This is a genomic window from Qipengyuania aquimaris, from assembly GCF_009827445.1.
In the GTDB taxonomy this organism is placed as follows: Bacteria; Pseudomonadota; Alphaproteobacteria; order Sphingomonadales; family Sphingomonadaceae; genus Qipengyuania; species Qipengyuania aquimaris.
This window is the reverse complement of record NZ_WTYI01000001.1, coordinates 1,489,972-1,505,287: the sequence shown is the minus strand read 5'-3', so window position 1 is coordinate 1,505,287 and position 15,316 is coordinate 1,489,972. Positions and strand designations below refer to the sequence as shown.

Genomic DNA, 15,316 nt, shown 5'->3' with positions numbered 1-15,316 from the left:
CTGCACAAGGCCTCACATGAGAGCCACGGGATCGCCACGATGAGAACCTCCGAAAGCCGCTTCGAGGCAGAAGAGGACGCCGCTCCGCTTGAAATGCTGACCGCCCTGTTCGAGGCTCGCGGTTGGCCGTGCGGTGCAACCGGCGACGAGATGAGCGGTGAAGTGCAGGGCAGCTGGACCACCTACCAGCTGCGCGGGATCTGGCGTCCAGAGGACATGGTCCTGCAATTGCTGTGCCTGCCGGAAATCCGGATTTCCGATGAAAAGCGGGCGGTTGCGCAGGAGCTCGTGACCATGGTCAACGAACAGATGTGGCTCGGCCATTTCGATATCTGGTCGAACGGCGGCGTGCTGCTTTATCGCAATGGTACGATGCTGGGCGACGAGGGGCTTCTCAGCCTTGGCCAGGCGCAATCGCTAGTCGAGATCGCGGTCGAGGAATGCGACCGGTTCTACCCCGCTTTCCAGTTCGTGCTGTGGGGCGACAAGAGCCCCGCAGATGCGCTCAAAGCGGCCATGGTGGATGCCGCCGGCGAAGCCTGAACTGCCGAATGCGGCTCCGATCCGCGCAAATGGTTGATTTCCATTAGGCAAACCGCGTCCGGTTTCGCTTGAAATCGGAGGGAATAAACCCGATATTCCCTCCAGAAGCGGGGTGAATTGTCTCCGCAATTGGGAGTTTTTGAAAATGGCCGATTGGAACGACACCGACCAGAGGCAGGCGACCTCGTCCGTGCCGCGTGCGGGTGATGCCGTATCCCGCCAGACCACTTTCGATGCTGGCCTGCGCCAGCACATGCTGTCGATCTACAACATGATGGCTTCGGGCGTGCTGCTTACCGGCATCGTCGCCCTGTTGTTCGTCAACACCGCCCTGTTCGAAGCGGCCTACCAGGTCGTCCAGACGCCGCGCGGTGCCGCTGTTCAGCCGACCATGCTTGGCTGGATCATCTCGCTTTCGCCGCTCGCATTCATCCTGGTGCTGAGCTTCGGCGGGGTACAGCGTTTCAGCAAGGGCACGCTCCAGGCCATGTTCTGGAGCTTTGCGGTACTGTTCGGCATGTCGATGTCGACGATCTTCGCCACCTATACTGGTGAATCGATCGCTTCCGCCTTCTTCGCTTCGGCCGCCGCCTTCGCGGGTCTTAGCCTGTTCGGCTACACCACGAAGAAGAACCTTTCGGGCTGGGGCAGCTTCCTGCTCATGGGTCTGATCGGCATCATCGTGGCGATGCTGCTCAACGCGTTCTTCTTCCAGTCGGGCGCGATGGGTCTGGTGATCAACATTCTCGGCGTGCTGATCTTCGCAGGCTTCACTGCCTACGATACGCAGCGCCTTAAGAACGAGTATCACTATGTCCGCGGCACCGAATATGCGGGCAAGGCGATCGTGATGGGCGCACTCAGCCTCTATCTCGACTTCATCAACCTGTTCATGTTCCTGCTGCAGTTCCTCGGCAATCGGGAGTAATCCCAACCACCGACCGCAGCAGTGAGTCGTTTGATCGTGCCCGGGGCGTAACTTGCGCCCCGGGCATTTTCTTTGTCCGCTCAAGGGGGTAGTAAGGGGAAACGCTTCATCGCGGGTCAATCGTGACGCGTTCAGAATGAAGCCAGCATAATCCTTGAGGAGGGTCCGCGCGCCGTGAGCCGCAATTCGCACATCACCATTCGCTTTGCCGCCATCGCTGGCGGCCTGCTTGCTCTTTCAGCCTGCGCGACACCGCCACCTCCTCCACCGCCGCCTCCGCCGCCTCCTCCGCCGCCCGCGCCGGTAGTCATTCCGCCGCGCCCGGTCCCGCCAATGGGTGCGACGACCGGCATGACCATTCCGCTGGTAGCCGTCGATGGCGTGCGCCAGACCGTCAATGCGAACCTCACCCCGGCACAGACTGTGTGGAACCTGCGCTCCGCGCTCAACGTCGCGGCGCTCAATTGCCCCGAGCCGCAGGCGACGATGCTGGTCGACAATTACGGCGCCTTCCTGAAGCGCAACGCGCGCCAACTTTCGGCGACCAATCGCGCTCTCCAGGGAGAATTCCGCCAGAAGTACGGCGCGACGTATCGGGACGTGCAGGATTCCTACATGACGCAGGTCTACAACTATTTCGCCCTGCCGCCCGCCATGAGCAATTTCTGTGACGCGGCGCTGGCAGTAAGCCGCGATGCGCTGACCGCAGAGGTCGGCTCTCTCGACAGCTTCGCCGCCGTGGCGCTCCCGCGGATCGAGGGCGTATTTAACAATTTCTACCGTGCGTACGAACAGTACCGCGTGGACCTTGCTGCGTGGGATTCGAAGTACGGTCCGCCCACCGTCACCACGACCGTGCAGGGTTATACCAATCCGCTGAGCCCCGATGTCGATGTCGCCCCGGGCCAAACGCTGGTGAACTCCATGCCTGCGACGGCCCCGGTTACGGTGGCCAGCGAAACGCAGGCTCCGGTGGACCTGCCGCCTGCGGCCGGCGTCCAGCCGGTAATCGTGGCGACACAGAACGAGGAAACCGGAGAGACGGTATCAACGCTGCCCACCGAAGGTCCGATTTTCCAGTCGGGTGAAGTGGTGCAGGGCCAGGCGCAAGTCGGACCAGACGATACCCCCGATCCGCAACGCTAGGGTTGCCTAAGCCGGTGCATACTCCGGGAAATTGAGCGCGCAGGCAGCCAGCAAGGTGCGGGCTGCCTCGCGATCCGCCACGTCCAGGCCGGACGGGGGTGCCTGCATCCTGGCAGGCGGCGGAAAGGTGCCGTAGCCCGCGAACAGCGCATGCCAGCTCATCGGGGCGTATGGCGCAGCGGGACCATAGGCCTTGGTGTTGGCCTCCTCGATCGAGCCATGCGTGAACCAGGCGGTCATCATCGCCTTCAGATCGTCAGAAAGCGACTGGTTCGCTGCGTTCTGTCGCCAGTAGTCCGTGTCGCTGCGCTGGTTCATGCGATAGTGCGCAACGATATAGTCGCGAATACCTTCGTATCGCGCTGCAATCCTCTGGTTGAAAGTGTCACGATGCGTATCGGTGAATCCGGCGCTTTCGTAAGCCTTGGCGAAATCGAGCGCGGTCGCGATGACGATATGCAGCGCCGTTGCCTCGAGCGGCTCGATGAAGCCTTGCGACAGGCCTGTGGCGAGGCAATTGCGTACCCAGCTATTCTCTAACCTGCCGACTTTCATCTTCAGGAAGCGCGGCTGAGCTTCGTCTGCGGCGACGCCCAAAGCGTCGGCCAGTTCGGTGGCGGCATCGTCATCGCTGATGTGGCGGGACGAATAGACATATCCATTCCCCACCCGCGATGTCAGCGGGATCGACCAGCGCCAACCTGCGCTCATGGCGATGCTCTCGGTCTGCGGGACGATCGGCCCGGCGTGGGATGTCGGCATCACTACAGCGCGATCGTTGAAAAGGTTTTCTGCGAACGGGAGGAACCGCGCATCGAGCTTCTGCTCGGCGAGCAGTGCTGCAAAGCCGGAGCAATCGACGAACAGGTCGCCCTCGATCCTCTCCCCTCCTTCGCAAAGCAGCGCCGCGATATCGCCGCTCTGATCAAGCTCCACATCTTCGACTTTCAGCGGACGGTGTGTGACACCGCGAGGGACCGCCCAGTCGCGCAGGAACGCGCCAAGCTTGTGGGCATCGAAATGGTAGCCGTAGCTTTGCGGGAAGGGGAAATTCGCTTCCGGCACCGGGCCGCGCCTCGATTTGGCGAGTTGCGCTGCGAGGAACCAGTCGTCCGGATGCGCGGGCACGTCTATGCCCCGGCGGCGCAGGCCGCAGTTCTTGACGAAACTCGGCTCGGTATGAAGGTCGACCGGACCCGGGAAGGGGTGGAAATAGCTCTCGCATCCCTCGCGCTCGCTCCAGCCGGTGAAGCGGATACCGAGCTTATAGGTGGCGTCGCAAGCCGCCATCCACTCGGCCTCTTCTATGCCGAGGTGATCGAAGAACGCCTTCAATTGCGGCGTAGAACCTTCGCCCACGCCGATGATCCCGATTGCGGGACTTTCGACGACGGTGACACTGCCGCCGCGTGCAGCCCATTCGTGATGCAGCAGGCAGGCGGTGATCCATCCTGCGCTGCCGCCGCCGAGGACGACGACGCGAGGAGCGGAGCCTGTGCTCACCCCTGCGGCACGAACTCGATCGCGAAGCCGCCTGCGGGTGCAAGGCGAAGATCGAGCGTCTGGTCGGCGGTTACGGTCATGGTCTCGACGTCCATCGCATGGCGATCCGCGCCAAGTCCATCGGCTTTCGCGCCGTCACGCCAGATCTTTGCGGCGTAGGACTTGCCTGGGTCGAGGAAGGACAAAGGGACCGATGCAACGCGTTCGTCCGCATCGGTAACTGCGCCGACATACCAGTTCAACGTGTCCCGGTCGCGGCGGGCGATGACGGCGTATTCGCCTACCTTGCCATCGACCAGCAGGCTCTCGGCCCAATCTGCGGGAACGCGTTTCACGAAGTCGAGCGCGCGCGGATATTTGGCGAGGTTTTCCGGCAGGTCTGCAACCATCTGGATGGGCGAATAGATTGCCACGTAGAATGCCAGTTGGCGCGCAAGCGTGCTCGGCAGGTCGGGGGCGGTCGCACCGCGCCCCTCGAGCGAGAACACGCCGGGCGTGTAGTCCATCGGACCGGACAGCATGCGCGTGAAAATGAGTTCGGGCACATGACCCGGATCGTTCTTCGGAACCGCCCATGCATCGTATTCAGCGCCGCGAGCGCCCTCGCGACTGACCCAGTTGGGATAGGTGCGGCGTAGGCCGGTGTCCTTGACCGGTTCATGCGGGTTCATGGCGATCTTGTGCTCGGCCGCTTCCTTCACGACCTTCAGGTGATGGCGGACCATTTCCTGCCCGTCGTGCCAGACGAAGGTCTCGCCCATGCCGCCTTCACCGGCCGGTGCGATAACGCCTCCAGCATCGGCGACGTAACCGCTCTTCACGGCATCGATGCCGAGGCTTTCATAGAAGGCCATCGCGTCTTCGAGCTGTTCTTCGTAGACCTTGATGTTGCCGCCCGTCTCATGGTGGCCGATGATGCGCGCGCCCTTTTCTTCGGCATAGCGCGCCACCTCCACGATATCGAAATCGGGATAGGCGGTGGTGAAATCGAACTCGCGGCCATTGCCGAACCAGGTGCCGTCCCAGCCCAGGTTCCAGCCTTCGATCAGGACGCCCCGAAAGCCGTGCTCGGCGGCAAAGTCGATGTGCCGCTTGGCGTTTTCCGTAGTCGCGCCGTGCTTCTCACCACTTGCCCAGCTGCTGTCATCGAGGTGCATTTCCCACCAGATGCCGATGTATTTGTGCGGGGTGAACCAGCTGACATCGCCGAGCTTGTTGGGCTCGTTGAGGTTGAGGATGATGTTGCTCTCGAACAGTCCCTTGGGGCCGCCTGCGATCTGGATCGTGCGCCACGGCGTCGTGAAGGCGCCTTCGCGGATTACCTTGGGACCGCGCGGCGACGGCGCCAGCTGGGCGCGGAAGCGCGTGTCGTCCACGCGGCGGAGCCACATGCCCGAATAGTCGACCAGCGCCGCCTCGTGGAAAGAGAGGTGCAGGCCGTTGTCGAGGACCATCGTCACCGGCGTATGCACGGTCGAAAGCGCGCTTACCGGGGTCTTCGAATAGAGATATTCATAGCGATTCCAGTCGCCTGCGGGGATCGACCAGGCCGTGCCATCGGCGGCGATGTTGAACTCGGTCAATTCCTCCGCGATGCGATAGACGGGCTGGCGCTGCGTCTCCGGGAATTCGACGCGGAAGCCCAGACCATCGTCGAACACGCGCATGCGCACGGTAATCTCGCGCGCGTCTTCATCGCGCTGGCGGAAGGTGAGGGCCAGTTCGTTGTGAATGTCCTGCACCCACTGGCGCTCGCCCCAGGGTTGCTCCCAGGTGCTGGCGTGGCTTTCCTCGCGAAAAGCGACCACTTCGAAATTGCGCCGCATCGGGTCGGCGTCAGTGAAGGCGAAGCCGAGGTTCGACTTGGCGATGACCGGCACACCGTCGCGCGTGACCTCGTAGAACGGGATGCCTTCGCCATCCGCGTCGAGCGTTACCGCGATCCGCCCGTCGGGCGAGGTGACCGTTTCCGCCTGCGCTGCAGCGATCGGCAGGAGCGAGGCACCCAGGAACAGGGCGATGTGGCGGATCATGTGTCGGTCTCCAGGATGATGGCGGCGAAGGGGGGAAGGGCGGTCGGCTGAGCGCCATTGATCGCAAGCAGGGTGCGGCCTTCGCAATCGCTGCATTGTGCAGGCTTGCTGCTAAGGTTGAAGCGGCAGCGCAGGCGCTGGCCATCTGCCTCGCGGACGAGTTCGAGAATATCGCCGTCGTGAATGCATTCGACGACGCGTCCGTGGTGGAGCGCGGGGTTCGCCTTGCGCAAGGCAATCGCCTGCTTGGTAAATTCGAGCAGCGACCCTGCATCGCCATGCTGCGCTGCGACCGACCGGGGACGGTTGTCGTCGCCAACCGGCAACCATGGTGCGGTGCTGCCGAAACCGGCGCATTCGCTTTCGTCCCACGGCATGGGGGTGCGTGCACCGTCGCGGCTCAGCGTGAGCGGCCAGTTCGCGATTGCCTCGGGATCGTGCAACTGGTCGAACGGGATGTCGACCTGCGTGAGGCCGAGTTCCTCGCCGTAATACAGGATCGCATTGCCGCGCAGGCTCATCAGCAGCAGCGTCTTGAGACGGGCGAAGGCCTGCCTGTCTTCCGGCTTGCACCACCGGCTGAGCGCACGGGGCGCATCGTGGTTTTCGAACGCCCAGCTCGGCCAGCCGAGGCCAGGTTGCTCCGGCCATTCGGCGAGTGCGGAACAGACCAGCTGTGGGGTCAGCGCCTCGGCGTAGAGGAAGTTGAACCCATAGGCCGAATTGAGGTGCGTCTCGCCCTCGGTGAACGCCTTCATTTCGCGCACGGCATCGTCGCCGCCGACTTCGGCCACGGTGAAGATGCTGTCGAATTCATCGGTCAGCGCGCGGATCCGCTCGATGAAGGCGGGAATGTCCGCATGGCTCTGGTTGTAGGTCTTGAGCTGGAAGTCGAACGGCCGCGTGCGCTGCTTGTTCGTCGGCGGAGCGGGGGGATTGTCGCGCAGTTGCGGGTCGTGCATCGCGAAATTGAGTGCATCGATCCGGAACCCGTCGACGCCGCGCTCGAGCCAGAAACGCATGACGTCCAGCACGGCCTGCTGCGCTTCGCGGTTGTGAAGGTTGAGCTGCGGCTGGCTGGATAGGAAGTTGTGCAGGTAATATTGACCTCGGCGGGCATCCCAGGTCCACGCCGGCCCTCCGAAGACCGACTGCCAGTTCGACGGCGGCGACCCGTCGGGCTTGGCATCGGCCCAGACATACCAGTCGGCCTTGGGATTATCGCGGCTTGATCGGCTTTTGGCGAACCATTCGTGCTCGTCCGAGGTGTGGGAATAGACCTGATCAATCAGTACCTTGAGACCAAGCTCGTGTGAGCGGGCGATTACTGCATCGAAATCCTCAAGGGTGCCAAATATCGGGTCGACATCGCAGTAATCCGAAACGTCGTAGCCGAAATCCTTCATCGGCGACTTGAAGAACGGCGAAATCCAGATCGCGTCCGCGCCAAGTTCGGCAATGTGCGGCAGGCGCTGCGCGATGCCCGGCAGATCACCGATGCCATCGCTATTGGAATCCATGAAGCTGCGCGGATAGATCTGGTAGATCACCGCACCCTTCCACCAGGGCAGCTTGCCGCTCATTCGGCAGTCTCCGCAACGCGGCACACGGCCCACCCGAATGCGGGAAGCGCAAAGGCGGCGCTGCCAGGTGCAGTCACGGAAGATGGGCAGTCTCCGGCCAGCTGCTCGAACGAGCGGGCATCATAGCCGAGTGTCACGTTCGCCTGTTGCGCCACGCCGCTGGTGTTGAAAACAGCGAGGTATTCCCGCCCATCGTCTGGATCGAAGCGGCTCACGGCGAACAACCCGGGTTCCTGGCCATAGTGGCGGATCACCTGTCGCCCGCGCAGCAATGCCGGATGGGCGCGCCGCATCTGCGAAAATTCGGCAATCAGGCGGTAGAGCGGGTGGTTCTCGTCGAAATTGCTGTCCGCCGTGGTCGCGTCCGTACCGATCAGCACATTGTCGTTGTAGCTGTCCGTCCGGCTGGGGAACATATCCTCGCGCGCCGCCTGGTCATTGCCGTCGCCGACGAAGCCCTGTTCCGCGCCATAGTAGATCACCGGCGATCCGCGCAGTGTCAGCAGCATAGCGTGGGCAAGCTTGGTCCGTGCCAGCATCTCCGCGTTCGAAATGTCCGGATTGTCCCACCGCAGGATGGTAGTGAAGCGGCCCATGTCGTGATTGCCGAGAAATGTCGGCATGGCCAATGCTGCCTCTTCCCCGCCTTCGTACAGCACGTCGCCATCGAACAGTTCGTTGAGGATGTAAGTGCCCTTGTTCTGGCTCACCACCTCGCGAATGCCCTGCTGGAAAGCGAAGTCGAGCACCGCGGGAAAGCCGTCGCGGCGTGTGTATTGCGCGATGTAACCATTGTCGTGGTCATCGCGGTAAACTTCGCCGAAGATATGGAAATTCGGAATGCCGCTCTCGCGCGCTGCGTCCAGCATGGCGGGCACGAAAGTCTGCCAGAATTCCGGATTGACGTGGCGCGCGGTGTCGATGCGGAAGCCGTCGATACCCGTGCTGCGGATCCAGCCGGCATAGATGTCGATCATGCCTTCCAGCACGCGGGGATGCTCGGTGAATAGATCGTCGAGCCCGACGAAGTCGCCGAAGCGGCTGCTCTCGCCGGTGAAGGTCGTATCGCCTCGGTTGTGGTAATAAATCGGGTCGTTGAGCCAGGCGGGCACCTTCACGTCGCGTTCCGCCTCCGGCACCACCGGGGAGTAGGCGTAGTCGGGATTGCGCAGCTTGGCGAAATTCGCATCGCTGCGGTCCTCGTGACCCATGAAGCCCGGATTGATCGCCTCGCCGGTGGCGGGGCCGCGTGTGGAATACGGATAATCGCCGAGACTGCGATAGGCGTATCCGGTCTCGTCGCCCTCGGCATAGCGGATCACGTCGGCGGTGTGGTTGGTGATGATGTCCATGTAGACCTTCATCCCGCGCGCGTGGGCGGCATCGACGAAGGTCTTGAATTCCTCGCGCGTGCCGAAATGCCCGTCGGGGCGGGTGAAGTCGGTCACCCAGTATCCGTGATAGCCCGCGCTCTCGTCGCCCTTCGGCCCCTGGACCGGCTTGTTCTGGAAAATCGGCGCGAACCAGATCGCGGTGACGCCGAGGTTTTCCAGATAGTCGAGACGCTGCGTCAGCCCCTGCAGGTCACCGCCATGGAAGAAGCCCTTCTGGGACGGGTCGAAGCCCGTCTTCAGCCGGTCGCCAGCAAAATCGCCCAGATCGTTGGTGGTGTCGCCGTTCTCGAAGCGGTCGGGCAGGACGAAATAGACGATTTCCTCGCTCGGCAGGCGGTCGCGAAAGCTCTCTTCGGCGGCGACCGGCGTGCTTTGCGGCGCGGTCTGGGCATTGGCACATGACGCAAGGCCAAGGGCGAGAAGCGGGAGTGTCTGGCGGATCATGCGGAGGCTTCCTGCTGGGGAGTGAGATTGGCAAAGCGGGTTAGGAAATCGCGATGTGAGGGCATTTGCCGCGCTTCTTCGACGAGCGCCGCTTCGGTCCCGTCGAGCAGCTTGCGCAAGTCGGCGTCACTGAGCGTATCGGCAAGGCGGTTGTAATCGTGCGCTTCCACGCCCTGTCCGGCGAGCACCTGGAACCAGCCTACTTCGGTGAACAGTTCCTCGTGCTCGCGGTGGATGAAACCGGTGGCGCGCCAGTTTTCCAGCTTCGCCACCAGGGTATCCGGCAAGGTCATGTGCCGGACTGCGTCCCAGAAGGGCTCGCCCTCGCGCTCATTGGCCGAGTAATGAAGGACGAGAAAATCGCGAATGCGCGTCCATTCGAACTGCGCCTGATCGTTGAACCAGTCGACGATCGCTGGGTCGGGCGTCTTGCCCGGCAAAACCGAAAGGAACCGGCTAACCGCGCTTTGCACGAGGTGGATGCTGGTGGACTCAAGCGGCTCCATAAAGCCTGCTGCCAGCCCTAGCGCGAGGCAGTTGCCATGCCAGTGCTTTCGGCGCTTCCCGGTCGTGAAGCGGATCGGCCTGGGATCGGCCGGCGGCGATCCGTCGAGGTTGCCGAGAAGCAAGCGGGCCGCCTCGTCATCATCGAGGTGTGCCGACGAATAGACCAGTCCGTTGCCGATGCGGTGCTGCAATGGGATGCGCCATTGCCAACCGGCCTTATGCGCGATGGAGCGTGTGTAGGGCGTGAAGTTGCCACCATTCTCGCAAGGGACTGCCATCGCCCGGTCGCAGGGCAGAAAGCGGGACCAGTCGTCGAAACCGGTCTCCATTGCCTGCTCGATCAGGAGGCCCCGAAAGCCGGTGCAATCGATGAAGAAATCGGCTTCAATCCGGCGGTCATCGCCCAGACCCAGTGCGGCGATGCTTCCGTTCTCGCCGTTCTTTTCGACACGCGCGATGGTGCCTTCGACCCGTGTAACGCCGCGCTGTTCGGAATATCCGCGCAAGAAGGCGGCATAGAGCCCGGCGTCGAAATGATAGGCATAGGGCATCGCCGGCGAATGCGCCGTGCGCGGCCCGCGGCGCATCTTGAGCGCGCGCGCTGCCATTTCGTTGAGCGAATAATTGGCCAGCGGCTTGGCCCAACCGGCCTGTTTTGCGCGCAGCCAGTAATGATGGAACGGGAGCAAGCCGTGTGCGCGGCCGACAGGGCCGAAAGCGTGCATGTAGGCCTCACCCTCTCGCTTCCAGCCATCGAACTCGATGCCCAGCTTGAAGGTTGCCTTGGTTTCGCGGAGGAATTCGGCTTCGTCGAGGCCGAGGGCACTATTGAGCAGGTGGATCTGCGGGATCGTGGCTTCGCCGACGCCGACGGTTCCGATCTCTGCGCTTTCCACCAGCGTGACCCGGTGTGTGGCGGGCAGGAACCGTGCCAGGAGCGCGGCCGCCATCCAGCCAGCGGTCCCGCCGCCGGCAATGCAGATATCGAAAGTTTCCTGGTCGGTCACGAGCTCACCCTATGGGAGCCTGCCGGGATTGCCATCCTTCTACGGACAATCATCCCGGCAGGCTGGGAGGCCGGACGGTGGAAGTGCTTGCGCATATCCGCCGCCCGACCGGAGGAGCCTTAGAACTTGTAGGTGAACCCGGCGAGGAAGCGACGACCGTATTCCTGGTAGTCGATCACTGCACGCGGTTCCGGCACATCGAATTGCGACACGAAGGGCTGGTTCGTAAGGTTCTGGCCCTGGACGTAGATCGACAGGCCTTCCAGCGCGCTACCGGGCTGGAATTCGTAACCGATCTGGGCGTCGACGATGGTTTCCGCACGAGCCAGGCGGCGCGTGATGTTGCCACCGAAGCCGGTGAAGTCCGCGAGGAATTCGGAGCGATAACGCACACTACCGCGAGCGCTGAAGCCGTTGAGATCGTAATAGAGCGTGCCGTTGGCCACCCACTTAGAATAGCCCGGGATCTGGTCCACATTGCCCTGGGCATTCTCGATCTCGGTCTTGGTGTAGCCGACGCCGCCGGTCGCACCGAAGCCCTGAAGGCCTGAAACGAAGGCATCGAACGGCACGGTCGCGGAAAGTTCGGCACCGTAGAAATTGCCGCCGCCGGTATTCACTTCAGAACGCAGCAAGCCGATCGTTGTGGCGGGCGGGTTGCCTGCCGGAAGCGGGAAGGCGCTGTAATCGAAGACCTGAACGTCGCCGTCGATGTAGCTTACCAGGTCCTTGTAGAACAGCTGGGCTGCGACCACTCCGGCACCGCCTGCGAAGTACTTCTCGATGTTGAAGTCGACCGCGTTGGCGCGATACGGGCGCAGGACCGGGTTACCGCCTCCGCCATCGATGTAAGGGTACTGACCCGTCGGGCTTTGACCGTTATTGGTCTCGACGATACCATAGCCGATCGCGACGCGAAGGTCGTCGAGCTGCGGGCGCTGGATCTGGCGGCTGGCCGCCAGACGGAAGACCCATCCGCTATCGAAACGCAGCGACAGGTTGGCGCTGGGAAGGATGTCCCAGTAGTTGTCGCCTAGCGAAAGATCGACGCGCTCCTGACCGCCGTCCCCGTCGAGATCGACGAATGCGACACCAGTGGAATTCTGCTCGGTGTTCACGGCCTGGACACCGAAGTTACCGGTCAGTTCGCCCGAGCCGAGGTCCTGCTGGACGTCGAACTGGAGGTAGGCGGTCATCAGCTTTTCGGTGATGCCATATGCCTTGGCCGGGATATCGTTGCTGTCGTTCGCTTCGAGGATCAGCGTTCCGTCCGCGATCAGGTCGCGCACATCGTAGCTGACGATCGGGCCAAGACCGAGATAGCCGAGGTCGGTCGGACGCAGCAGGGCGCCGCTCGGGATCGGAATTTCGGTCGCGCCGCCAGAGGGCATGACGAAGAATTCGTCAGGCGTGAGGCTCTTGCTGCGGTCGGTATAAGACAGGCCGAAATTCGCCTTGGAGATGAAGCCCTCAAGCTCCTTCGCAACGCCGAGGCGATACTGGAACAGTTCGTCTTCGATGATGCGGTTGTTGTAGTAACCGGCCTGGACGCGGCTGCCGCCCCAACCCAGCGGGTCGGTCAGCACGATCTGGTTGGGATCGCTGTAGTCGAGCGTCGGCTGGAAGCTGGTGCCCTCGGTGTCCGAGAAGAACTGGATCGTGTCGGTGGCGCCGACACCTGCGTTATAGCCGGTGCCCGAGTAGCTTTCGATGCTCAGCTCGTTGCGGTCGGTGCGCGAGAAACCGAAGTCGAAGAAAGCGCTCCAGCCGTCGTCGCCCTCGTAGTCGAGGTTGAGACCGCCCGAATAGAGATCGGCTTCGCGCTGGAAGACGTCGTTACGGACCACGCCTTCGACGTTCTCGAAAGTGCCCTGTTCGGCGAACCCGCCGAAGGGACCATCGACGACCGTTGCGGTGCTCGGGTCGAAAGTGGTGCCGAACGCACCGAAGCCGAGCGGCAGTTCGATACCGCGCTTCGACTGGTCATCGTCAAAGTTCGAATAGAAACCGTCGAGAGTGACCATGAGCGTCGGCGAAGCCTGCCATTGCAGTGTGCCGTTGACGCCGATGCGGGTGAGCTGGGTGGAAGTCACGAAGCTCTTGTTGCCGCCGATGACGAAGGGGCTGCCCGGCTCGCCATTCCCGGCATAACCCCAGGCGTTGAATTCCTGCAGCTGGTAAGGTTCGTCCGTATAGGCGGCCGACAGCGCGATGCCGAGCGTGTCGTCGGCGAACTGGTCGACATAGGTCGCATTGGCGCGATAGCCGAATTCCTTGGAACCGGCGTTCAGCGCGCCAAGATCGGCGTAGGAACCCTTGGCACCGATAGCGAAGATCTGCTCGCCCGTTTCGAGCGGGCGGATGGTGCGCACGTCTATCGTGCCAACAAGGCCCTGGCCAACGAGGCTGGCCGAGGGGCTCTTGTAGACGAGAACCTGGTTCACGACTTCGGACGGATACTGGTCGAATTCGACGGCGCGGTTGTCGCCGGTCGACGTCTGCTCGCGTCCGTTAAGGAGCGTCTGCGAGAAATCGGGGCCAAGGCCGCGAATGGCGATGACGTTGGCGCGGCCGTTGAGGCGTTGCGAGGTCACACCGGGCAGGCGGGCGATCGATTCACCAATCGAATCGTCTGGTAGCTTGCCGATGTCTTCGGCAGTCACCGATTCGAGGATCAGGTCGCTGTTGCGCTTCTGGGCGACCGCGGTGGCAAGCGCTTCGCGAAACCCGCTGACGATGATGACGTTTTCTTCGTCGGCTTCATCGACCGGCTGGCCTTCTTCTTCCTGGACGGTGGTTGCCGGCTGCGTGTCCTGTGCAGCGGCGATCGACGGATACATGCCGCCGACCAGTGCCAGTGCGAGAACCGGAACGCTGCTGGTCCCGGCAAGATGCTTGCGAAATGCCATTTCTGTGCTCTCCCAGATGGCCGTCCTGACTTCTGGCAGGTCCGGCTCGAATACCCCACAGGCGGCGGAACACCGGCCTGTATGCGACCATGGATATGTCCGGCCGGGGGGCTGGCGATAGACAGCATACGTATACGCATACTGCCGTCGAAGGCTTGAGATGCGGAAATGTCACAGCTCTTGAAGGGGGAAAATCCGGCGGAGATTGGCAGTTTTGCCGGATGGTCCTATGGTCGGTTGATGGGCAGGTTTTCCTGTCTGGAGGAGAGAGATGGGACGCAAGCCGACTGGTCGCCCGACCAGCTTCGACATCGCCTATGCCGCCGGCGTTTCGCAGCCGACCGTCAGCCGTGCGCTGCGCGGCGACCGTTCGGTGAGCGAGCAGACCCGTCAGAAAATCCAGCAGATCGCGCGCGACCTCAATTACACGGTCGACAAGAACGCGTCCTCGCTCCGATCCCAGCGCTCCAACACCATTGCTCTGCTCTTCTTCGAGGATCCCACGCCCGACGAAAGCATGATCAACCCCTTCTTCCTAGCGATGCTTGGTTCGATCACGCGGGCGTGCGCCGACAGGGGGCTGGACCTGCTGATTTCCTTCCAGCGGATGGAAGACGACTGGCATGTGAAATACCAGGACAGCCACCGGGCGGACGGCCTGATCCTGCTCGGCTATGGCGATTACACGACTTATACGCCCAAGCTGGAAAAGCTCGTTGCACAGGGCACACATTTCGCGCGCTGGGGCTCGGTCAGCCTGGATTCCAGTGGCGCTACCGTGGGTACTGATAATGTCGATGCAGGCCGCAAGGTCGGCGAACACCTTGTCGGTATCGGCAAGCGCGATATCGCGTTTCTCGGCGAGGCGGACGAAACCTGTCCCGAATTCCTCGGCCGCTACACAGGCCTGTGCAAGGTGGTCGAGGATGCAGGCCTTCCTGCGCCGCCGCGCTTCGATGCTATCACCACCGAAGAAGCAGGTTACGCTGCTGCGAAGGCATTGCTGTCCAGCGGAGGCACGTGCGATGCGATCTTTGCCGCAAGCGATCTGATCGCGATCGGAGCCATGCGGGCCATTGCAGAGGCGGGCAAGCGCGTGCCCAACGACATTGCCGTCGTCGGTTTCGACGATATTCCGGCAGCCAGTCTGACCACTCCCCCGCTGACAACGGTAACCCAGGACGTGAAGGGGGCAGGCGAAACCCTAGTCGAGGCCCTGCTTGCCCAGATCGACGAGCGCGAAGTCAAACCGCGCAAGCTGCCGGGCGAGCTGGTGATCAGGGGCAGCACCACGCAAAACTGACGCGCTACGTATTCGT

At 62.5% G+C, this 15,316-nt stretch carries 10 protein-coding genes; 4 read left to right on the top strand and 6 right to left on the bottom strand.

Annotated features, from left to right (window positions below; translation table 11 throughout):
* The first annotated feature begins 39 nt into the window (after positions 1-39).
* The 3 genes from GRI34_RS07360 to GRI34_RS13215 all read left to right on the top strand — a co-directional run bounded on the left by GRI34_RS07360 (position 40) and on the right by GRI34_RS13215 (position 2,617).
* The gene (locus GRI34_RS07360; RefSeq protein ID WP_160595374.1) at positions 40-543 is read left to right on the top strand and encodes a type III secretion system chaperone family protein; all 504 of its coding nucleotides are present in this window, start codon (positions 40-42) and stop codon (positions 541-543) included.
* Between the two features lie 145 nt (positions 544-688).
* Positions 689-1,471, top strand: a complete 783-nt coding sequence (locus GRI34_RS07355) for a Bax inhibitor-1/YccA family protein (RefSeq protein WP_160595373.1) — start codon at positions 689-691, stop codon at positions 1,469-1,471.
* A 174-nt stretch (positions 1,472-1,645) separates the two neighbouring features.
* On the top strand, positions 1,646-2,617 hold the full coding sequence (locus tag GRI34_RS13215) for a hypothetical protein (protein WP_199800131.1): 972 nt from the start codon (positions 1,646-1,648) through the stop codon (positions 2,615-2,617).
* 6 nt (positions 2,618-2,623) lie between these two features.
* Here GRI34_RS13215 and GRI34_RS07350 read toward each other — a convergent pair whose 3' ends face one another.
* The 6 genes from GRI34_RS07350 to GRI34_RS07325 form a co-directional block, all read right to left on the bottom strand.
* Complete coding sequence (locus GRI34_RS07350; protein WP_160595372.1) at positions 2,624-4,120, bottom strand: tryptophan halogenase family protein; 1,497 nt, start codon at positions 4,118-4,120, stop codon at positions 2,624-2,626.
* Complete coding sequence (locus GRI34_RS07345) at positions 4,117-6,153, bottom strand: glycoside hydrolase family 97 protein (RefSeq protein ID WP_160595371.1); 2,037 nt, start codon at positions 6,151-6,153, stop codon at positions 4,117-4,119. Before GRI34_RS07345 ends, GRI34_RS07350 begins: the two co-directional genes overlap by 4 nt.
* Positions 6,150-7,736, bottom strand: coding sequence for an alpha-amylase family glycosyl hydrolase (locus GRI34_RS07340; RefSeq protein WP_160595370.1), 1,587 nt, complete (start codon positions 7,734-7,736; stop codon positions 6,150-6,152). The genes GRI34_RS07345 and GRI34_RS07340 overlap by 4 nt, the downstream gene beginning before the upstream one ends.
* Positions 7,733-9,574, bottom strand: a complete 1,842-nt coding sequence (locus GRI34_RS07335; protein ID WP_160595369.1) for an alpha-amylase family glycosyl hydrolase — start codon at positions 9,572-9,574, stop codon at positions 7,733-7,735. Before GRI34_RS07335 ends, GRI34_RS07340 begins: the two co-directional genes overlap by 4 nt.
* On the bottom strand, positions 9,571-11,088 hold the full coding sequence (locus tag GRI34_RS07330; RefSeq protein ID WP_160595368.1) for a tryptophan halogenase family protein: 1,518 nt from the start codon (positions 11,086-11,088) through the stop codon (positions 9,571-9,573). Before GRI34_RS07330 ends, GRI34_RS07335 begins: the two co-directional genes overlap by 4 nt.
* Positions 11,089-11,207: 119 nt before the next feature.
* Positions 11,208-13,997, bottom strand: a complete 2,790-nt coding sequence (locus GRI34_RS07325; protein ID WP_160595367.1) for a TonB-dependent receptor — start codon at positions 13,995-13,997, stop codon at positions 11,208-11,210.
* Positions 13,998-14,268: 271 nt separating this feature from the next.
* On the opposite strand from GRI34_RS07325, the gene GRI34_RS07320 reads away from it, so the two are divergent.
* Positions 14,269-15,300: a LacI family DNA-binding transcriptional regulator gene (locus tag GRI34_RS07320; protein WP_160595366.1), complete on the top strand. Its 1,032-nt coding sequence runs from the start codon at positions 14,269-14,271 to the stop codon at positions 15,298-15,300.
* Positions 15,301-15,316: the final 16 nt, after the last annotated feature.